Source organism: Yoonia sp. SS1-5, assembly GCF_038443705.2.
Taxonomy (GTDB): Bacteria; Pseudomonadota; Alphaproteobacteria; order Rhodobacterales; family Rhodobacteraceae; genus Yoonia; species Yoonia rhodophyticola.
Genome location: NZ_CP151767.2, coordinates 278,120 through 296,497, shown reverse-complemented (window position 1 = coordinate 296,497; position 18,378 = coordinate 278,120). Strand labels below are relative to the sequence as shown.

Below are 18,378 nucleotides of genomic sequence, written 5' to 3'. Positions count from 1 at the left end.
AAATTGGACCTGCGCGGGAATTCACCATGCTGTTATTGATCGATAACTACGACAGCTTCACATTTAACCTTGTTCACTACCTGGGCGAGTTGGGTGCGGATGTGCTGGTTCGGCGCAATGATGCGCTTGGTGTGCAAGAGGCGATGGGACTTCGCCCCGAGGCTATTTTGCTGTCGCCCGGGCCCTGCGATCCGGCGCAGGCCGGCATTTGCCTCAGCCTCGTGCATGCCGCAGCCGAGACGAAAACACCGCTGATGGGTGTCTGTCTGGGGCATCAGGCGATTGGCGAGGCTTTCGGCGGCAAGGTGGTGCGCTGCCACGAGATCGTGCATGGCAAGATGGGCAGCATGCGGCACATAGGCCAAGGCCTGTTCGAAGACCTGCCAAGCCCGTTTGACGCCACCCGCTATCATTCGCTGATCATCGAACGCGACAGCCTGCCTGATTGCCTGGAAATTACTGCCGATCTGGATGACGGCACAATCATGGGGCTGCAGCACAAGACGCTTCCCATTCACGGCGTGCAATTCCACCCCGAAAGTATCGCATCTGCGCATGGGCATGCATTGCTGCAAAACTTCCTGAAAATCACAAAGGTCCCCGCATGAGTGACGCCCTGAAACCGCTGGTCAGCGCGGCAGCGGATGGCCCCCTGTCGCGTGCGCAAGCGCAAGACGCCTTTGAGATCCTGTTTGAAGGCAACGCAACACCGGCACAGATCGGCGGTTTCCTGATGGCGCTGCGCACACGCGGCGAAACGGTTGACGAGGTGGCCGCCGCCGCCGCCGTCATGCGGGCCAAATGCCTGCCGGTCAAAGCGCCCGCAAACGCGATGGACATCGTTGGCACCGGTGGCGATGGCAAACATACGCTGAACATCTCGACGGCCACAGCCTTTGTTGTGGCCGGCGCCGGGGTGCCGGTGGCAAAGCATGGCAATCGCAACCTCAGTTCGAAATCCGGCACCGCTGATGTGCAAGGGGCCCTGGGGATCAACGTGATGGTCGGGCCGGACGTAGTCGAGCGCGGTCTGGCCGAGGCCGGGATCGGCTTTATGATGGCCCCAATGCACCATCCGGCGATGAAACATGTCATGCCCGCGCGGGCAGAGCTTGGGACACGCACGATCTTTAACATCCTGGGGCCGCTGACCAATCCCGCAGGCGTGAAACGGCAACTGACCGGCGCGTTTAGCCGGGCCATGATCCGGCCCATGGCGGAAACGCTGCTGGCACTTGGGTCTGAACGGGCCTGGCTGGTGCACGGGTCCGATGGGACGGATGAGCTGACCATCACGGGCAAATCCTGGGTCGCCGCGCTTGAGAACGGCACGGTCGCGGATCGCGAGATTCATCCAGAGGATGCAAATTTACCGGTGCATGATTTTGCGGCAATCGTAGGTGGTGCGCCGGAAGAGAACGCCAAAGCGCTGACTGCACTGCTTGAAGGGCAGAAAAACGCCTATCGCGACGCTGTTTTATTGAATGCCGCGGCGGCACTTGTGGTGGCCGAGGCGGCACAGGACTTGCCCCAAGGGGTCGAAATCGCCATAGACAGTATCGATAGTGGAAAAGCAAAGGCGGCCGTGATGGCGTTGGCCAAAGTCACACAAGGCAAGGCGGGATGAAGTTTAAAGAGTATCGTATGTTGATTGTCGCCGCCGTGTTGGTGATTGCCGGCATCTGGATTTCGATTTCCGCGGCCCAACAGCTGAATATTGCCCGCCAGCTTGACCGGGTGGGCGAGGAAATTCAGGCAACGGTGACCAGCCAGCGCAAATTGCAGACCAATAGTGGCCAGACCGACCACTTCATCACCTATACGTTCACATTCGATGAGGCCTTGCAGACCTATGAACGACGGGTCCCCGCGGTGCTGTACCGCGTGGTCGAACCCGGCAGCAACATGATCCTGCAGGTCAATCCGAGCAACCCCGATATCCACGCGCTTTATGCGGGCGAGCTGAGCGGTCGCCCGCGACAGACCTTCAATGCGGGTATTGTCATATTCGTTCTGGGTGCCGGTATCTTCCTGATCAATGGCGGCGCGATTTTGCGCGAACGCCGGCGCAGGAATGCCTGACGATCTGGACCGGCTGGGCGCATGGCGCCACCTGCCGTTTTTTGACGAAACCTATCCCGACATGCGGCCCCGGCTGGGCAGTGACCGGCTGCCCCCACCTGACCTGACCTTCCGCGCGCTTGAGATGACGCAACCTGCCGATACAAAGGTGGTCATTCTGGGCCAGGACCCCTACCACACACCCGGCAAGGCCGATGGGCTGGCATTCTCGATCCCGGATGGTTTTGGCGGTCGTCTGGATAGCCTTGGCAACATATTCCGGGAAATCACTGACGATATCGGCCAGTCACGGCAGAAAACATCGCTTAACGATTGGGCCAGACAGGGCGTGCTGTTGTTGAATACGGCCCTTAGCGTTCCACCGGGAAAACCCAAAGCGCACGCCCGGATCGGCTGGTCCGTTCTTGTCGAACAGGTTCTGGCGCGTCTTTGCGACACACCGCGCGCCTTCATATTGTGGGGTGGATCAGCACAGGCCTACAGGCCCCATATCAAGGGCGCCCATCTGGTTATTACGTCCCCGCACCCCTCGCCCCTTTCGGTTCATCGGGGTTTTTTCGGCTCACGCCCATTTTCAAAGGTGAATAGCTGGCTTATTGATCACGGACACCGGCCAATCAACTGGGCAGATCCATGAGCGACATCCTCGAGAAAATCAAAACCTACAAGCTGGAAGAGGTCGCGACACGCAAGCAATCCGTCCCAATGGCTGAAGTTGAGGCACGCGCGCATGATGCCCCGCCGGTGCGTGGTTTTGCCGACCGGCTGGCGAATGATGCGCGCGAAGGCTACGGGCTGATCGCCGAGATCAAGAAAGCTAGCCCATCCAAGGGGTTGATCCGGGCCGATTTTGACCCGCCAGCGCTGGCCAAGGCCTATGAGGAAGGGGGCGCAAGCTGCCTGTCGGTCCTGACCGATGGTCCCAGTTTTCAGGGCGATGACAGTTATCTGACCGCCGCCCGCAGCGCCGTGGACCTGCCTGCCCTGCGCAAGGACTTTATGTATGATGTCTATCAGGTGGCCGAGGCCCGGGCCTTGCACGCCGATTGTATCCTGATCATCCTGGCATCCGTCAGTGATGCGCAGGCCCAGGAGCTCGAAGACGCGGCGTTGAACTGGGGAATGGATGTCCTTCTCGAGGTTCATGACGCGGCAGAGCTGGAACGCGCAACCCATCTGAAATCCCCTTTGATGGGGATCAACAACCGGAACCTCAAGACCTTTGAAACCAGCCTTGATACAACCCGGACCCTGTCCAAACTGGTGCCAGAGGATCGCACGATTGTCTGTGAAAGCGGGCTGAACACGCCCGAAGATCTCGCCGATATGGCCCGGTATGGGGCGCGGACCTTTCTGATCGGCGAAAGCCTGATGCGTCAGGATGATGTCACCGCCGCGACCCGCACGCTCTTGGCCAATCCACCTGTCGGAGGCATGTGATGGCGGGGCTCAGCCATTTTGATGGTGACGGTAAGGCCCATATGGTCGATGTGTCGGACAAGCCCGTCACTGCCCGGATCGCCGTTGCCGAGGGATATGTCAAAATGTCCTCTGCAACATTGGCATTGATCATGCAGGGTCAGGCCGACAAGGGCGACGTGCTGGGGATCGCCCGCATCGCGGGGATCACCGGCGCCAAGAAGACATCTGACCTGATCCCGCTTTGTCATCCGCTGCCGATCACAAAGGTGGCTGTTGATCTGACCCCGGACCAGACCCTGCCCGGCATCCGGATCACTGCAACCGTCAAAACCGGCGGTCAGACCGGGGTCGAGATGGAGGCACTGACCGCCGTCAGCACCGCCGCGCTGACAGTTTATGACATGGTCAAGGCCGTCCAGAAGGATATGGAAATCGGCCAGATCCGCCTGACATTCAAAGATGGCGGCAAAAGTGGCCGGTTCGAAAATCCATGATCTCGGTCGATGCGGCGCTTGAACAGCTTTTTGCGCTGGTATCCCCAGTGTCGATGGAGCCTGTCCCCATCGCCGCAGCCAATGGCCGGGTGCTGGCCCAGGATGTCAACACATCGCGCAACCAGCCACCCTTTGCGGCCTCCGCCATGGATGGCTATGCCGTTGATGCGACCGCAGTCGCGGCCGGCGTGACCTTCCGCGTGATTGGCGAGGCTGCCGCCGGGCACCGCTTTGACGGCAGTGCCGGGCCGGGTGATGCGGTGCGCATCTTTACCGGTGCGCCACTTCCCGATGGGACGGACCGCGTCGTCATTCAGGAAGATGTCAGCCGTGATGGCGACCAAATCACCATTCACGAAGGTTTCGACGAACGGGCCTATGTCCGCCCCGCCGGTGCTGACTTCACGGCTGGCGCTATGCTGGGCGCGCCACGTCTTCTGACGCCGTCTGACATTGCGCTTTTGGCCGCGATGAATATTCCCAACGTCCCGGTCCGTCGCAAACCGATCATCGCGATCATTCCGACGGGCGATGAACTGGTGCAACCGGGCGAGGCCCCCGGCCCCGACCAGATCATTGCCTCCAACAGTTATGGCCTTGCGGCGCTGGTGGAAAATCTTGGGGGCACTGCGCGGCTGTTGCCCATTGCGCGTGATACGGTACCCGCGCTGACCCTAGCCTTTGATCTGGCAGCAGAGGCTGATCTGATTGTCACAATCGGCGGGGCGTCGGTTGGCGATCATGATCTTGTCGGGGATGTCGCCGAAACCCTGGGCTTAGAGCGGTCGTTCTACAAGATCGCGATGCGCCCGGGCAAACCGCTGATGGCTGGCCGGATGCGCGATGCCGCCATGATCGGGCTGCCCGGCAACCCGGTCTCGGCCATGGTTTGCGGCCATGTTTTTCTGGCCCCCGTTATTCGCAAAATGCTGGGCCTGGGCGCGGCACCCGCCCCGCGCGAGGGACATACGCTGGCCAAGGCTGTGGGGCCGAATGGTCCGCGTGAACACTATATGCGTGCGGTCTGCGATACCTCAGGCGTGACCATTTTTGACCGACAGGACAGCGCGTTGCTAAGTGTTCTGGCAAAGGCCAATTGCCTTGCGATCCGGCCCATCAACGACCCGGCCCGATCAGCCGGTGATGAAATCGACATCATCCGGATCTGACGGGCCGGCAATCCACATGCGCCCTATCGCCAGGATTGTTGACACAAAACAAGAACATGAATAGAACATATGCAAAACCTCAACAGGGGATGATGCGATGCTGACCAAGAAACAACTCGATCTGCTGGAATTCATTCACAAGCGGGTGCAACGCGATGGCGTTCCACCCAGCTTTGACGAAATGAAAGAGGCGCTGGACCTGCGCTCAAAATCGGGCATTCACCGCCTGATCACGGCGTTGGAGGAGCGCGGTTTCATCCGCCGTCTGGCGCATCGCGCCCGCGCGCTTGAGATTGTGAAGCTGCCGGACGCGATGCAGGGCAAAACCGGGTTCAACCCGCGCGTCATTGACGGTGACAAACCTGACAATACACCGCCTGCCGCGATCCCCCTGTCAGATGGCGCCGTGGAACTGCCCTTGATGGGCCGTATTGCCGCCGGTGTCCCGATCGAGGCGATTAGCGAGGCGTCACATAACGTGCATGTCCCGCAATCAATGGTCGGGGCCGGCGATCACTACGCCCTTGAAGTCAAAGGCGATTCGATGATCGACGCGGGCATCAACGATGGCGATGTCGTTGTCATCCGCGAGACAACCGTTGCCGATAACGGAGATATTGTTGTTGCCTTGGTCGAGGGGCATGAAGCCACCTTGAAACGGTTCCGGCGCAATGGGGGTGCCATCGCCCTTGAGGCTGCAAACCCGGCCTATGAGACCCGGGTTTTCCGCGATGATCAGGTCAAGGTTCAGGGCCGGTTGGTTGGCCTGATCAGAACCTACTAAGGATCAGGGACGGATCGCTTGCTAGATCGGGATCTGTCTTCTTGAGCACCCATTGATGGGGGACCGGGCGCTGCGTCCGGTTCCATGGGCGTATCCCGGCCCGGCCTTGTGCGGTTGTCACGCGCAGATCGCCGCCATCCGTCAGGTCAAGCGCCAACGCGCCCGTGTCGCGTAAGCGCTTGATATCAAAAACAATACATGGCCTTGGTGACGCGACCTCCTGATTACTGATCAGAATGTCCGCCCCTCCACACGCCACCAGATCGGCAAGCGCGGTTTTTCCCGACACTTGCAGCACCTGCCAATCCCCCAAAGACGCCGCCAAGACCCGCCCGTCACGGGTCAGCCCCGGCCGTGCCGCCGCGATATCTTGGGCAACCGGTGCACCATCATTCTCTAACCAGATGCCAGCAACAAAGCCGCTGCCCTTGGGCTTGGACAGGATCCGCCCCTCCTCGCCCAACAGACCAATCAGGCTGCCATTATCTGCAATCAGCAGATCTGGCCGCGCGGTCTGCTGCCATAACAGGAAGGCGGCCGCGACGGCCAGACCGCCCGCCCATCGCCCTTGCCCGCGCCAAAGGACGATCCAGAGCAGGCCCAACGCCATGACAGGCAAAACCGCTGGCTGCGGCGCCATGATATGGCCCACAGCCCCGTCCAGGCCGGCCACCTGATCGGCAACAAACAGGATCCATTGCAAACCAAGGCTCATCAGCCACAGGCCGATATCCCACAGGCCCAGGGGCGCCAGCACCGCCGCCAACACGGCTGCAGGCATGACAAGTGTGCCCATCAACGGCACGCTCAACAAATTGGCGATCAGGCCAAAATGCGCGAACTGGTTGAAATGTGCGGCCGCAAAAGGGGCCGTCGCAAATCCGGCCACAGCGGACGAAATCACCACAGACAAGACCGGGCGTGTCCAACGGGGCAATTGATGCATCTCGAACCGGCGCAGCCAGCCAAATACGGCGACAAGTGCAGTTGTGGCCGCAAAGGACATCTGAAACCCCGGACCTGTAAGGGATTCTGGCTGCCAGACAAGGATGATGATCGCGGCCATTGCAACCGCGCGCAGGCTAAGCGCCCGGCGGTCCAGCAGAACGGCCAGCAACATCACAGCCACCATGACATAGGCCCGCTCGGTCGCTACATTGCCACCTGACAAGGCCAGATAGAATGCGCCGACCAACAGCGCGCAGATCGCGGCAATTTTCTTGGTCGGCCAGCGCAATGCAATCGCGGGGATAAAGGCCAGCCCGTATCTGACCGCCGCAAAGATGAAGCCTGTCAAAAGCCCCATATGAAGCCCCGAAATCGCCAGCAGGTGCGCCAGGTTCGAGGCGCGCAAATCGGCCAAGGTCCCCTGCCCCATTCCCGACCTGTCCCCGGTCATGATGGCGGCAGCAAAGGCGCCCGGTTCCCCGGGCATCGCGCTGCGCACTGCGGTCGAAATTGCCATGCGCATGGCAAAGATTTTCATCCGCCACGATCCCGCATCATCCGCAGCGGCCAAGCGCAGAACAGGTGTGCGGGTGTATCCCACGGCCCCCAACTGCAAAAACCAGGCATGACGCTGGAAATCAAAGCCCCCCGGCTCGGCCGGGCCCGCAGGCGGCGAGAGATGGCCAGTCATGATCAGCGTCTCACCCGGCTGAAACCCCCGCAGCACCTGATCACCATGCAGCGAGACGCGGACCCGTTCAGGCGTCCGGTCCGGCGCCATGCGTTCCAGAACAACCCGGTCCAATGTCAGCCGTATCGCATCACTGGCGGAGCGATCAATATTCACCACCCGCCCTTCGATTGCGCCATAGTAGCGAAAACCAAGGACAGGTGCGTCAACCGCATCCGTCCGCCATTTTGCCAGACCTGCGCCGATGATGATCAGGGCGAGCGCCACGATCAGCGGCCTATAGGCGACAGGAACCAGCCGACCGATGACCCAAAGCGCCATCGTACTGACCCCGGCGCATATCATGGCGATGATGCCCGGCTCTGATGGCAGCGAAAAATAGCCACCAATGCCGATGGCAAGGCAGACAGGAACCCAGCCGATCAACCCGCCACGTTGGGCCAACAGCGCGTCTTCCAGCACGGCACGCACTTGTCCTTCACCCCGCAGTTTCGTATCCCGAGCGCGAGCCTCATATTGCGGCAAAGCTGGTTAGCGAAAGGTTAATTTTTCATGGCAGTTGTCACACGTTTCGCCCCGTCCCCCACCGGCGCCCTGCATATCGGCGGCGCCCGTACCGCCCTGTTCAACTGGCTCTATGCCCGCGGTCGGGGCGGCAAATTCCTGCTGCGGATCGAGGATACCGACAAGGCCCGATCAACGGATGCCAACAGGCAGGCCATCCTTGACGGGTTGCGCTGGCTGGGACTGGACTGGGATGGTGACCCGATCAGCCAGAACGCCAACGCGGCCCGCCATGCCGAGGTGGCCAATCAGATGCTGGCCGCAGGACATGCGTTCAAATGCTTTAGCACCCAGGACGAAATCGAGGCCTTTCGCGAAAAAGCCCGTGCCGAAAAGACATCAACCCTTTTCCGGTCGCCATGGCGCGACGTGCCAGAGGCCCAGCATCCCGACGCCCCTTATGTGATCCGGATCAAAGCCCCGCGTGACGGGCAAACCACGCTGCATGACGAGGTGCAGGGCGACGTGACGTGGTCCAATGATCAGCTTGATGACATGGTTCTTTTGCGATCTGACGGCACCCCGGTCTATATGCTGGCGGTGGTTGTTGATGATCACGACATGGGGGTCACGCATGTGATCCGCGGCGATGATCATCTGGCAAACGCGTTTCGGCAGAACATGATCTATCAGGCCATGGGCTGGGACGCCCCGACCCTTGCCCATATCCCGCTGATCTTTGGGCCCGACGGCAAAAAGCTGTCAAAACGACACGGGGCCACCGGTGCGGCGGAATATCAGGCAATGGGCTATCCGGCGGCGGGGATGCGCAATTACCTGACCCGGCTGGGATGGAGCCATGGGGACGATGAGTTCTTTACCGATGCACAGGCGCGCGAATGGTTCGACCTGGCCGGAATTGGGAAATCCCCGGCCCGGTTCGACTTCAAAAAACTCGAAAGCATCTGCGGGCAGCACATCGCCGCATCGACGGATGCTGCGCTGCTGCAAGAAATGGCTGCATTCCTTTACGTCACCAACGCTGATCCGCTGTCCGAAACACAAGCTGACGGAATGTTGACCGGCATGTACTGCCTGAAGGAACGCGCCAAAACATTCCCGGAACTTATTGAAAAAGCGCATTTTATCCTGACGTCACGCCCGATTTCGCCAGATGAGAAAGCGGCGAAGGCGCTGGATGATGTATCCCGTGGTATACTGTCTGAATTGACGCCGCAGTTGCAAAATGCTAGCTGGTCGCGAGACACCTTGGAGGGTGTTGTTTCCTCTGTTGCGGCCAGCCACGACATGAAATTGGGCAAACTTGCCGGGCCGCTTCGCGCGGCGCTGGCGGGGCGGCCAGTCTCTCCGAGTGTTTTTGATATGATGTTGGTTCTGGGACGCGACGAGACGCTCGCCCGCCTCAAGGACGCCAGCAGCTGAAATCAATTCGTTACGAATTGCAGATAGCTGGACATCCAAGACGCAGCCGCACCCGCGCCGCCAATGCGCTGGTCCACAAGGGGAAGACAAATGGCAGAAAACACACAAACCGCGACACTGACCATCAACGGCGAAAGCTATGAGTTGCCGGTTCATTCCCCCACCGGCGGCCCCGATGTCATCGACATCCGCAAGCTTTATGGCCAGGCCGACGTGTTCACCTACGACCCTGGCTTTACCTCGACCGCGGCTTGCGACAGCACCATCACCTTTATCGACGGCGAAGAAGGTGTGCTGCTGCATCGCGGCTATCCCATTGATCAGTTGGCCAGCAAGTCCCACTACCTCGAGGTTTGCTACCTGCTGCTTTACGGTGAATTGCCATCAGCGGAAGAGCTGGAAAAATTCGAGTCGCTGGTGACCAACCACACCATGATCCACGAACAGATGCACAATTTCTTTCGTGGGTTCCGCCGCGACGCGCACCCGATGGCGACAATGGTCGGTGTCGTTGGGGCCATGTCGGCATTCTATCATGACAGTACCGACATCACCGACGCGCATCAGCGCGAGGTGGCCTCGATCCGCCTGATCGCCAAAATGCCGACGATTGCGGCAATGGCCTATAAATATTCGGTCGGGCAGCCCTTCGTTTATCCGCGCAATGATCTCGATTATGCGGCCAACTTCCTGCATATGTGCTTTTCCGTCCCGGCCGAGGAATACAACGTCAACCCGATCCTGTCCCGCGCGATGGACCGGATTTTCACCCTGCACGCGGATCACGAGCAGAACGCATCGACATCGACCGTGCGCCTTGCCTCATCCTCGGGTGCCAACCCGTTTGCCTGTATCGCCGCTGGCATCGCCTGCCTGTGGGGGCCGGCCCATGGTGGCGCAAACCAGGCATGCCTTGAAATGCTCAAGGAAATCGGCACGCCAGACCGCATTCCGGAATTCATCGCACGCGCCAAGGACAAGAATGACAGCTATCGCCTGATGGGCTTTGGCCATCGCGTCTACAAGAACTTTGATCCCCGCGCGACCGTGATGAAGGAAAGCGCGGACGAAGTGCTGGATCTTTTGGGCGTCGAGAATAACCCGATCCTGCAGGTCGCCAAGGAACTGGAAAAACAGGCACTGGCCGATCCGTATTTTGCCGACAAGAAACTGTTCCCGAACGTGGATTTCTATTCCGGCATCATCCTCGAGGCGATGGGCTTTCCCACATCCATGTTCACGCCAATCTTTGCCCTTGCCCGGACGGTGGGCTGGATTTCACAATGGAAAGAGCAGCTTGCCGATCCACAATTGCGCATCGGCCGGCCCCGTCAGCTTTATCTTGGCGAGATGGCCCGCGATTATGTGGATATCGAGAAACGCGGATGACGTATGGGGCTGCCTTCGGGCGGCCCTTTTCATAAGGGGGGCGGATCAATGCGCCTGTTGACCGAACGGCTGATCTTGCGCGCACCACTGCCCGAAGATCTGGACCGGATGTTTGCAGTCTATAGCGATCCGCATGCGATGCGCTATTGGTCGACCCCGCCGCATGAAACACCCCAGATCACCAAGGACCTTCTGGACCGCCGGATCGCAGCCTGGGCCGCGGCCCCTGTGAATTTCCAGATCACCCTGAACGACAGTTATATTGGCAATGCGGGCAATTTTCGCGACGACGAAATCGGGTTCATGCTTGATCCGCGCTATTGGCGGCAAGGTATCCTGACCGAGGCGATGCGGGCGATCATTCCCCATCTTTTTACCACAACGGATCATGCCCGGCTGACCGCCGATGCAGACCCCAACAACGCCGCCTCTTGCGGGTTGCTGCAAAAACTGGGCTTTGCGGAAACCCACCGGGCCAAAAACACATTCTGCATCAATGGCGTCTGGTCCGACAGCGTCTACTTTGCCTTGCCACGTCCGGCCCCATTGGGCTAAGCAAAGGACGGTCATCAGTTCACCAAGGCGTCGCCGACCCAACCGGGTCACGCTAAACCTGACATTGGCAATCACGGACAGCTGACCTTTTCAGCCGGACGACAAGGGCGACCATCAATTCCCGCACCGGGATCCGGCATGTATGACAAAAGGCCAGACCATGCCACGCGAGACGATAGCAATTACAATTGACGACCTGTCAGCCTTTACAAAAGCGCTGCGTAACAGCCTGTTGCAAATGGAAAAACCACCCGGCCACGCCAAGATGCTGGCATTGGTGGCCAAGGCGGCGGGCTATGACAATTATCAACATCTGCGGGCCGCGAAACCAACGGCACCCAAACTGCCCGGCAGCAAAAAGCTGGACCGCGCCCTGCGCACCTTTGACGCCGGCATCATGATCCGGTGGCCCAAGCAAACCGCCGTACAGGGGCTGTGTCTATGGGTGTTCTGGGCGGCTTTGCCTCCGCGGGCGGATTTGTCCGAAAAGGAGGTCAACGCGATCCTAAAAGCCGGGCACAGCTTTGGCGATCATGCTTTGCTGCGCCGGTCGCTGATTGATCATCGGCTTGTCAGCCGCACCAAAGACGGCAAGACCTACCGGCGCATTGAACAACAGCCACCACCTGACGCCCTGCATTTGATCGGCGCGGTTTAGGGTAAGGTCCCGCCTATTGGCGGGGCCAGCCCTTAGCGTCCTTCGTAGCGCGCGGGCCGTTTTTCGAGGAATGCAACGACACCTTCCTGAAAATCACGGGTCTGTCCGCACCGGCCCTGCAATTTCGCCTCGAGCGCGAGTTGGTCATCCAGCGAGTTTTCGAACGAGCCCCGGATCGCCTTTTTCAGCTGCCGGTAGGCAACCGTTGGCCCCTGCGCCAGATGGGCCGCCCGGCCCTGTACACGTTCCACAAACTGGACCGCCGGCACGGTTTCGTAGATCATCCCCCAATCAGCGGCCTGGGTCGCACTGATCTTGTCGGCGAAGAGTGCCGCACCCATTGCCTTGGCCGCCCCCATCTGGCGGGGCAGCCAATAAGTACCGCCCGCATCAGGGATCAGCCCGATCCGGGTAAAGGCCTGAATGAAATAGGCATCATCAGATGCAATCACCACATCCGCAGCCAGCGCCAGATTTGCCCCAGCCCCCGCGGCAGGGCCATTGACCGCCGAAATGGTCGGTACTCTGCAGTCGAAAATGGACTTCAGCATCGGCACATATTCGTCGCGCAGCGTGCGTTCCATATCCAGCGACACAGCCGACTCGCCATCGCCCAGATCCTGTCCGGAACAAAATGCGTTCCCCGCACCCGTGATCACCACGACGCGGGCCTCTTTTTCGGCGACTTTCATCGCGTGCGTGATCTCGGCCCGCATCTGCGTGTTCAGCGCGTTCATCAATTTGGGACGGTTCAACGTCAGCATCGCAACTGAATTGCGAATGACAAGTGTGATTGCTTGATAGTCCATAGCCCGGGTCCCCCATGAATGCGTTGCGCCTACAGTAATGAACTGATCGGTTCAGGAAAGAGGAACGGCGCGTCAGGATCGCAATATTTTGGCCAATTCCGCTTTTTCTTCGTCCGACAGCGCCTCCGGGGCCGGGGCCCGCTTGCGGATGGCCCCCCATCCGATCCCCAGCGCCAGAACAAGCAATCCGATCGGTGCCAGCCACAGGATCAGATTGGCGCCCCGCGCATCGGGCCGCAGCAATACAAATTCACCGTAGCGCGAAACAATGTAATCCACCGCCTCGGCATCGGTATCGCCGGCCACCAGACGCTCGCGCAGGATCACACGCAACTCCTGCGCCAACGTCGCATGGGATTCGTCGATGCTTTCATTCTGGCAGACCGGGCAGCGCAGTTCCTGCGACAATGCCCGCGCCCGTGCCTCCAGCGCCGGATCGTCCAGGATTTCATGCGGTTCGACGGCCCAAAGCGGGGATGCGAGCATCACCAGAATGATCAGCAGCCGTCTCATTCTGCGGGCACCGCCTTGGGTGCCTTTTTGCGCGCTGCGGCCCCAACCCGCAACCGCCTGTCAGAGAGCGAGAAACACCCCCCAAGCGCCATCAAAATCGCGCCCCCCCAGATCCAGTTGGCAAAGGGTTTGATATAGACCCGGATGGCCCACCCGCCGGTTGCCTGCGGGTCGCCCACAACCACATAGATGTCACGCAGGATACCGTTGCTGATCGCAGCCTCGGTCGTGGGCATATTGGCGACGGGGTAGAACCGTTTTTCAGGCGCAAGAACGCCGATTTGGGTGTCCCCACGCCAAACCGACATGGTGGCCATCGTGGTCACGTAGTTTGGCCCCTCCAATTGCGCGACCTCGTCCAGTTGAAACGCAAACTGCCCGACATCCCAACGATCCCCGATATCGGCGATGCGGATATCCTCCTGTTCCCAGGCCAGCATGGCGGCGACGCCAAAAATTGTCACACCCATTCCGATATGCGCGGTGGCCTTTCCCCATTCGGCACGCGGCATGCGAGCGATCCGGCGCAAGCGGCTCAGCCAGCCTTCGCGGCCGCTGCGCATCCACAGATCGGCGACCGCGCCGCCAAACACCCAGATGCCCAAGGCAACGCCAATCGGGCCCAGGGCAGACCCACCGCTTTGGACCGCATAAGTCAGCCCGGCAAGTGCCACGGCAAGGCACAGCCACGCCCCCAAGGGCTTGGCCGCGCGGCCAAGCGTTCCGCGTTTCCATGCGATGATCGACCCAAGCGGCAGGACAATCGCAATCGCCACCATGAATGGGGTAAAGGCCGCATCAAAAAACGGCGGGCCGACCGACAGGGTCCTGTCGAACAAAATCTCAGCAATCAACGGCCAGATGGTGCCGATAAAGACGACAAAGCAGCTGACAGCCAGCAGAATATTGTTCAGGATCAGGGCGCTTTCGCGGCTGACCACTGAAAAGACGCCCTTGGCCTCCATGGCGCCGGCCCGGAATGCAAACAGGGTCAGCGCACCGCCCAGGAAAATCGCAAGGATTATCAGGATCAGCATCCCCCGCTCGGGGTCGTTGGCAAAGGCATGCACCGATGTCAGCACGCCGGATCGCACAATGAACGCACCCAAAAGCGAAAAGCCGAATGCCAGGATCGCCAGCAGGATCGTCCAGCTTTTCAGCGCCTCGCGCTTTTCGACCACAATGGCCGAATGCAGCAGAGCCGCCGAAATAAGCCATGGCATGAACGAGGCATTCTCGACCGGGTCCCAGAACCAGAAACCGCCCCAGCCCAGCTCGTAATACGCCCACCATGATCCCAGCGCGATCCCAACCGTCAGAAACATCCAGGCGGCCAGTGTCCATGGGCGCACCCAGCGTCCCCATGCCGCATCAACGCGCCCCTCGATCAAGGCCGCGACCGCAAAGGAAAACGACATGCTCAGCCCGACATAGCCGAGATAGAGAAAGGGCGGATGAAACGCGAGGCCCGGATCCTGAAGAAGCGGGTTCAGGTCACGCCCGTTCAGCGGCGGCACAGCCAGGCGCAAAAACGGGTTTGAGGTGAATATCAAAAAGGCGAAAAACGCGACAGAGATAGAGGCCTGCACCGCCAGCACCCGCGCCCGCAGCCGCGTCGGCAGCCCGTCCCCAAACCATGCAGCACAGGCCCCGAACAGCGCCAGGATCACCATCCACAGCAGCATGGACCCTTCGTGATTGCCCCAGACACCGGTGATCTTGTAGATCATCGGCTTGTCGGTATGCGAGTTTGCGTAAACAAGCTGAAGCGAGAAATCAGACGTCACAAACGCCCATGTCAGCGCGGCAAATGAAAAGCTGACCAGCAGGAATTGGACGGTCGCGGCAGGTTCTGCCACCGACATCCATCCGACATGGCCGCGATGCGCGCCAACCATGGGTACGATCATCTGCACGATGGCAACCCCAAAGGCGAGAATCAGCGCGAAATGTCCAAGTTCGATCAACATGACCAGACACATAGCGCAAAGAGGCGGCGGGCAACATAGCAGACCAAATCACGACTGCGGTACAAATTGCCGCTGCTGCTGCCCTCGATGCGTCAGGTGGAAAAGCCACCTTGCAAGGCATACGCAAGCCCCGCCATCAAAAGCCCGCCAATGATCAACCGGACCAGCCATTTCAGCGTATCCTCGATGGCGCCCAACCTGTCCGAGACATTGCCCCGATGGACATCATTGACAGCATTGCGGGTTTCCAGTGCGGTCATGCGACGTTCCAGCGCGTCAAGCCGATCATGATCCATTGTTTTGCTGCCAATCCGTCAGGGCCGCGTTCGGCGGAGCGGGCGCGGTGGCCGCTGGCTGCGGCGCCTCGGGCGCCTTGAGGTGTTGTGCAATCATCAGGCTGCGGGCGACGGATCGCTGAAAATCCTGCCCCTTTGCCTGATGCCGGGCGCCAAAGTAAAAGCTGACAATCGCCCCCATCAACCACCACAGGGGTTCCGGCACCAATGCGATGCCTTTCATTCCTTCGGTAAAGGCCTCGGGGTTTTGCATCGCTGTCACAAACAACCAGATCGTCCCCAATGCCAGAAAGGGGCGCGGCAAGCGGTTCAGCGCATCAACAAAGCGGTCAAACACCCCACGGCGCGGATGCACGAACTCTGCCGCGAATTGTTGCAGGCTTTCGCTGCGGGCATGTGCTGCGCGTTCTGCACCTTTCTCGGTGTTCTCGCGAAAGATTTCGGCGGTTTCGGCGACAATGTTGCGCCCGTCGCCGAAAAGAAAGGTCATCAACCCATTGATCAGCCCCATTTTTCTGTCCTTTGACGGTGTTGCGCATCAGTCAGATGATAGCGTGGGGCAATGAATTCCTCTGCCCGTTTGATCCAGCCGCCCTTGCCCCCATCGCGGCGACGGGCGTATTTGCGGCTGTTCACGCGCCTGTCGGCAAGATCATAATAATAGTTCCGCCGCGCGATGCCGTAAGCATCTGCCAGATGATCGGGTGCGGCGGCGTAGGCCTTTTCAATGGCCGCAATCGTCTGCGGGCCAATGGCACCATCAACCGTCACCGGGATGCGCATGTCACCCAGCAGGCGCTGCAAAATCTTCACCGCATGACTGCCAGCGTTCACATACATGTCAAACACAGACGCCTGTATCGCCGCGGGCAGCTGATCAATCCGTGGTTTGTGAAAATAGTGCTGCACGAAGATCGCGACCGCCTGGTCCTTGCTCAAAACCTGCACATCGGCGGCATCAACCTTGCCATCCTGGTTCAGGTCTAGCCCCAAGCGGCGCATGGTGTGAATGGTGACGCCATATTTGGTGGCACCACCCGGATCATCGGGGTCGTTTACATAGCCGCCTTCGCGGGCCACGATCTCGGTCGCAATTTCAGTGACGTTCTGCATGGGCAACCCTCATATCCGTTGGACATCAAGGCTGCGCCGAAAGTGTTAATTGGTTACCACGGCATCGTCCGGTGCAACATATGTGCCTTGTTCCTTCAAGGCGTCGATGACTTCTGCGGGCATGTAGGTTTCATCATGTTTTGCAAGAATTTCAACAGCTTCAAAGCGACCGTTGATGTAGTTCCCCTGCGCAACCATGCCTTGCCCCTCTTCAAAAAGATCGGGAAGGATGCCGCTATATACGACATTGACGCTTGCGCCGCCATCAGTCACGGCAAAGCTGATCTGCTCGCCCTGCCCACGCACCAGACTGCCGGGTTCCACCAGACCGCCGATGCGAAACCGCTCTGTCGGTGCAGGCGGCATTTCGGCCACTTCGGACGGCGAGCGGAAGAACTGGAAACTGTCATCGGGTAGAAACCACAAGATCACCAGCACCAGCGCGATACAGACGCCTGCAATGCTCATCACCTGGATGCGTCGCCGTTTTTTGAGGGATTTCAGCCCGCTCATGGGAATACCGGCGCCTGCATCAGACCGTCCGTTTCCGGCAGGCCCAGCATGAGGTTGGCGTTTTGCAGCGCCTGACCGGACGAGCCCTTGGTCAGGTTGTCCAATGCGGCAATCACCATCACGCGGCCGGGCACCCGATCCGCCACAACACCGATATGGCAGAAATTTGATGCCCGGATATGTTTGATGGACGGGTGTTGGCCCATGGGAAGCACCTTGATAAACGGCTCGTCAGCGTAAGCCACCGACAACGTGTCATATATGGCGGACGCATCGCCTTGAACATATGTGGTGGCCAAAATGCCGCGGTTGGCGGGGATCAGATGCGGGGTGAACTGCACGTGCACCGGGCGCCCTGCCACGGCCGAAAACTCCTGATCGAACTCGCCCAGATGCCGATGGGTGCCGCCCACGGCATAGGCATGCGCCCCCTCGGACAGTTCCGCATGCAGCAGGTTTTCTTTCAGCGCACGCCCTGCCCCCGACACAGCCGCCTTGAGGTCGATGATGATGTGATCAAGGTCAATCGCACCGGCGGCAATCAACGGGCGCAACGCATATTGCCCGGTCGCGGCGTTGCAGCCGGTGCCGGCAACCAGCCGGGCATCCTTGATCTGGTCACGGTAAAACTCGGTCAGGCCATACACGGCAGTCTTTTGCAATTCGGGTGCGGCGTGAGGCTTGCCATACCATTTTTCATAATCCGCCGGATCCCGCAGCCGGAAATCGGCCGACATGTCGACCACACGGACAGACTGCGGAAGTGAGGCGATCACCTGTTGTGATGTGGCATGCGGCAGCCCGCAAAAGACGATCTCCACATCATCAAAAATCATCTCGTCGATGGTTGTCAGGCGCGGCAGATCAAGGTGGCGCAAATGCGGGAATACCTCGGCCATATGCAGGCCAGCCTTGGAATTGCCGGACAGGCCGACAATCTTCAGGCTGGGATGCGTTGCGATCAGCCGAACAAGTTCGGCACCGGTGTAACCAGAAGCGCCAAGAATGGCGACGTTATGGGTCAT

21 protein-coding genes are annotated in these 18,378 nt (G+C 59.8%); 12 read left to right on the top strand and 9 right to left on the bottom strand.

Annotation, left to right across the window (positions count from 1 at the left end; genetic code table 11):
* The first annotated feature begins 26 nt into the window (after positions 1 to 26).
* From AABB31_RS02975 to lexA, 8 genes are all read left to right on the top strand, one after another.
* Positions 27 to 608 (top strand): aminodeoxychorismate/anthranilate synthase component II, encoded by a 582-nt coding sequence (locus tag AABB31_RS02975; RefSeq protein ID WP_342075912.1) that lies wholly within the window; start codon positions 27 to 29, stop codon positions 606 to 608.
* Positions 605 to 1,627 (top strand): anthranilate phosphoribosyltransferase, encoded by a 1,023-nt coding sequence (gene trpD / locus AABB31_RS02970; RefSeq protein WP_342075913.1) that lies wholly within the window; start codon positions 605 to 607, stop codon positions 1,625 to 1,627. The genes AABB31_RS02975 and trpD overlap by 4 nt, the downstream gene beginning before the upstream one ends.
* Positions 1,624 to 2,082 (top strand): DUF3592 domain-containing protein, encoded by a 459-nt coding sequence (locus AABB31_RS02965; protein ID WP_342075914.1) that lies wholly within the window; start codon positions 1,624 to 1,626, stop codon positions 2,080 to 2,082. Before trpD ends, AABB31_RS02965 begins: the two co-directional genes overlap by 4 nt.
* Complete coding sequence (locus AABB31_RS02960; RefSeq protein WP_342075915.1) at positions 2,075 to 2,719, top strand: uracil-DNA glycosylase; 645 nt, start codon at positions 2,075 to 2,077, stop codon at positions 2,717 to 2,719. Before AABB31_RS02965 ends, AABB31_RS02960 begins: the two co-directional genes overlap by 8 nt.
* On the top strand, positions 2,716 to 3,522 hold the full coding sequence (trpC, locus tag AABB31_RS02955) for an indole-3-glycerol phosphate synthase TrpC (RefSeq protein WP_342075916.1): 807 nt from the start codon (positions 2,716 to 2,718) through the stop codon (positions 3,520 to 3,522). Before AABB31_RS02960 ends, trpC begins: the two co-directional genes overlap by 4 nt.
* Positions 3,522 to 3,998, top strand: coding sequence for a cyclic pyranopterin monophosphate synthase MoaC (moaC, locus tag AABB31_RS02950; RefSeq protein WP_342075917.1), 477 nt, complete (start codon positions 3,522 to 3,524; stop codon positions 3,996 to 3,998). The genes trpC and moaC overlap by 1 nt, the downstream gene beginning before the upstream one ends.
* The gene (glp, locus tag AABB31_RS02945; protein WP_342075918.1) at positions 3,995 to 5,167 is read left to right on the top strand and encodes a gephyrin-like molybdotransferase Glp; all 1,173 of its coding nucleotides are present in this window, start codon (positions 3,995 to 3,997) and stop codon (positions 5,165 to 5,167) included. The genes moaC and glp overlap by 4 nt, the downstream gene beginning before the upstream one ends.
* 97 nt (positions 5,168 to 5,264) lie before the next feature.
* Positions 5,265 to 5,951 (top strand): transcriptional repressor LexA, encoded by a 687-nt coding sequence (lexA, locus tag AABB31_RS02940; RefSeq protein ID WP_373635407.1) that lies wholly within the window; start codon positions 5,265 to 5,267, stop codon positions 5,949 to 5,951.
* Here the strand turns inward: lexA and AABB31_RS02935 are convergent.
* Entirely contained in the window at positions 5,938 to 8,052 is a 2,115-nt protein-coding gene (locus AABB31_RS02935) for a ComEC/Rec2 family competence protein (protein WP_373635406.1), read from the bottom strand. The genes lexA and AABB31_RS02935 overlap by 14 nt on opposite strands.
* A gap of 90 nt (positions 8,053 to 8,142) precedes the next feature.
* Between AABB31_RS02935 and gltX the strand changes: the two genes are divergently transcribed.
* The 4 genes from gltX to AABB31_RS02915 all read left to right on the top strand — a co-directional run bounded on the left by gltX (position 8,143) and on the right by AABB31_RS02915 (position 12,139).
* Complete coding sequence (gene gltX / locus AABB31_RS02930; RefSeq protein ID WP_342075921.1) at positions 8,143 to 9,537, top strand: glutamate--tRNA ligase; 1,395 nt, start codon at positions 8,143 to 8,145, stop codon at positions 9,535 to 9,537.
* Between the two features lie 90 nt (positions 9,538 to 9,627).
* On the top strand, positions 9,628 to 10,926 hold the full coding sequence (locus AABB31_RS02925; protein WP_342075922.1) for a citrate synthase: 1,299 nt from the start codon (positions 9,628 to 9,630) through the stop codon (positions 10,924 to 10,926).
* A gap of 48 nt (positions 10,927 to 10,974) precedes the next feature.
* Positions 10,975 to 11,481, top strand: coding sequence for a GNAT family N-acetyltransferase (locus AABB31_RS02920; RefSeq protein ID WP_342075923.1), 507 nt, complete (start codon positions 10,975 to 10,977; stop codon positions 11,479 to 11,481).
* Positions 11,482 to 11,641: 160 nt separating this feature from the next.
* On the top strand, positions 11,642 to 12,139 hold the full coding sequence (locus AABB31_RS02915; RefSeq protein WP_342075924.1) for a DUF2087 domain-containing protein: 498 nt from the start codon (positions 11,642 to 11,644) through the stop codon (positions 12,137 to 12,139).
* A gap of 32 nt (positions 12,140 to 12,171) precedes the next feature.
* On the opposite strand, the gene AABB31_RS02910 is transcribed toward AABB31_RS02915, so the two are convergent.
* The 8 genes from AABB31_RS02910 to argC all read right to left on the bottom strand — a co-directional run bounded on the left by AABB31_RS02910 (position 12,172) and on the right by argC (position 18,378).
* Positions 12,172 to 12,948: an enoyl-CoA hydratase-related protein gene (locus AABB31_RS02910; protein WP_342075925.1), complete on the bottom strand. Its 777-nt coding sequence runs from the start codon at positions 12,946 to 12,948 to the stop codon at positions 12,172 to 12,174.
* Between the two features lie 72 nt (positions 12,949 to 13,020).
* Positions 13,021 to 13,461, bottom strand: a complete 441-nt coding sequence (locus tag AABB31_RS02905; protein ID WP_373635405.1) for a cytochrome c-type biogenesis protein CcmH — start codon at positions 13,459 to 13,461, stop codon at positions 13,021 to 13,023.
* The gene (locus tag AABB31_RS02900; RefSeq protein ID WP_373635404.1) at positions 13,458 to 15,431 is read right to left on the bottom strand and encodes a heme lyase CcmF/NrfE family subunit; all 1,974 of its coding nucleotides are present in this window, start codon (positions 15,429 to 15,431) and stop codon (positions 13,458 to 13,460) included. The genes AABB31_RS02905 and AABB31_RS02900 overlap by 4 nt, the downstream gene beginning before the upstream one ends.
* A gap of 92 nt (positions 15,432 to 15,523) precedes the next feature.
* A complete protein-coding gene (locus tag AABB31_RS02895; RefSeq protein WP_342075926.1) occupies positions 15,524 to 15,727 on the bottom strand; it encodes a hemolysin XhlA family protein in 204 nt (67 codons plus the stop codon).
* The gene (locus AABB31_RS02890) at positions 15,717 to 16,238 is read right to left on the bottom strand and encodes a holin family protein (protein WP_342075927.1); all 522 of its coding nucleotides are present in this window, start codon (positions 16,236 to 16,238) and stop codon (positions 15,717 to 15,719) included. Before AABB31_RS02890 ends, AABB31_RS02895 begins: the two co-directional genes overlap by 11 nt.
* Entirely contained in the window at positions 16,229 to 16,840 is a 612-nt protein-coding gene (locus AABB31_RS02885; RefSeq protein WP_342075928.1) for a holin-associated N-acetylmuramidase, read from the bottom strand. Before AABB31_RS02885 ends, AABB31_RS02890 begins: the two co-directional genes overlap by 10 nt.
* Before the next feature lie 45 nt (positions 16,841 to 16,885).
* On the bottom strand, positions 16,886 to 17,353 hold the full coding sequence (ccmE, locus tag AABB31_RS02880) for a cytochrome c maturation protein CcmE (RefSeq protein WP_342075929.1): 468 nt from the start codon (positions 17,351 to 17,353) through the stop codon (positions 16,886 to 16,888).
* A complete protein-coding gene (argC, locus tag AABB31_RS02875; RefSeq protein WP_342075930.1) occupies positions 17,350 to 18,378 on the bottom strand; it encodes an N-acetyl-gamma-glutamyl-phosphate reductase in 1,029 nt (342 codons plus the stop codon). Before argC ends, ccmE begins: the two co-directional genes overlap by 4 nt.

Excerpts from the sequence above, each read along its gene's own strand:
- AABB31_RS02915 (WP_342075924.1), top strand. The coding sequence starts at position 11,642 with ATGCCACGCGAGACGATAGCAATTACAATTGACGACCTGTCAGCCTTT.
- AABB31_RS02965 (WP_342075914.1), top strand. The coding sequence starts at position 1,624 with ATGAAGTTTAAAGAGTATCGTATGTTGATTGTCGCCGCCGTGTTGGTG.
- ccmE (WP_342075929.1), bottom strand. The coding sequence starts at position 17,353 with ATGAGCGGGCTGAAATCCCTCAAAAAACGGCGACGCATCCAGGTGATG.
- AABB31_RS02905 (WP_373635405.1), bottom strand. The coding sequence starts at position 13,461 with ATGAGACGGCTGCTGATCATTCTGGTGATGCTCGCATCCCCGCTTTGG.
- AABB31_RS02960 (WP_342075915.1), top strand. The coding sequence starts at position 2,075 with ATGCCTGACGATCTGGACCGGCTGGGCGCATGGCGCCACCTGCCGTTT.
- AABB31_RS02910 (WP_342075925.1), bottom strand. The coding sequence starts at position 12,948 with ATGGACTATCAAGCAATCACACTTGTCATTCGCAATTCAGTTGCGATG.
- AABB31_RS02890 (WP_342075927.1), bottom strand. The coding sequence starts at position 16,238 with ATGGGGCTGATCAATGGGTTGATGACCTTTCTTTTCGGCGACGGGCGC.
- AABB31_RS02925 (WP_342075922.1), top strand. The coding sequence starts at position 9,628 with ATGGCAGAAAACACACAAACCGCGACACTGACCATCAACGGCGAAAGC.
- AABB31_RS02900 (WP_373635404.1), bottom strand. The coding sequence starts at position 15,431 with ATGTTGATCGAACTTGGACATTTCGCGCTGATTCTCGCCTTTGGGGTT.
- AABB31_RS02895 (WP_342075926.1), bottom strand. The coding sequence starts at position 15,727 with ATGGATCATGATCGGCTTGACGCGCTGGAACGTCGCATGACCGCACTG.
- AABB31_RS02885 (WP_342075928.1), bottom strand. The coding sequence starts at position 16,840 with ATGCAGAACGTCACTGAAATTGCGACCGAGATCGTGGCCCGCGAAGGC.
- glp (WP_342075918.1), top strand. The coding sequence starts at position 3,995 with ATGATCTCGGTCGATGCGGCGCTTGAACAGCTTTTTGCGCTGGTATCC.
- AABB31_RS02920 (WP_342075923.1), top strand. The coding sequence starts at position 10,975 with ATGCGCCTGTTGACCGAACGGCTGATCTTGCGCGCACCACTGCCCGAA.
- trpC (WP_342075916.1), top strand. The coding sequence starts at position 2,716 with ATGAGCGACATCCTCGAGAAAATCAAAACCTACAAGCTGGAAGAGGTC.
- lexA (WP_373635407.1), top strand. The coding sequence starts at position 5,265 with ATGCTGACCAAGAAACAACTCGATCTGCTGGAATTCATTCACAAGCGG.
- gltX (WP_342075921.1), top strand. The coding sequence starts at position 8,143 with ATGGCAGTTGTCACACGTTTCGCCCCGTCCCCCACCGGCGCCCTGCAT.
- argC (WP_342075930.1), bottom strand. The coding sequence starts at position 18,378 with ATGACCCATAACGTCGCCATTCTTGGCGCTTCTGGTTACACCGGTGCC.
- trpD (WP_342075913.1), top strand. The coding sequence starts at position 605 with ATGAGTGACGCCCTGAAACCGCTGGTCAGCGCGGCAGCGGATGGCCCC.
- AABB31_RS02975 (WP_342075912.1), top strand. The coding sequence starts at position 27 with ATGCTGTTATTGATCGATAACTACGACAGCTTCACATTTAACCTTGTT.
- moaC (WP_342075917.1), top strand. The coding sequence starts at position 3,522 with ATGGCGGGGCTCAGCCATTTTGATGGTGACGGTAAGGCCCATATGGTC.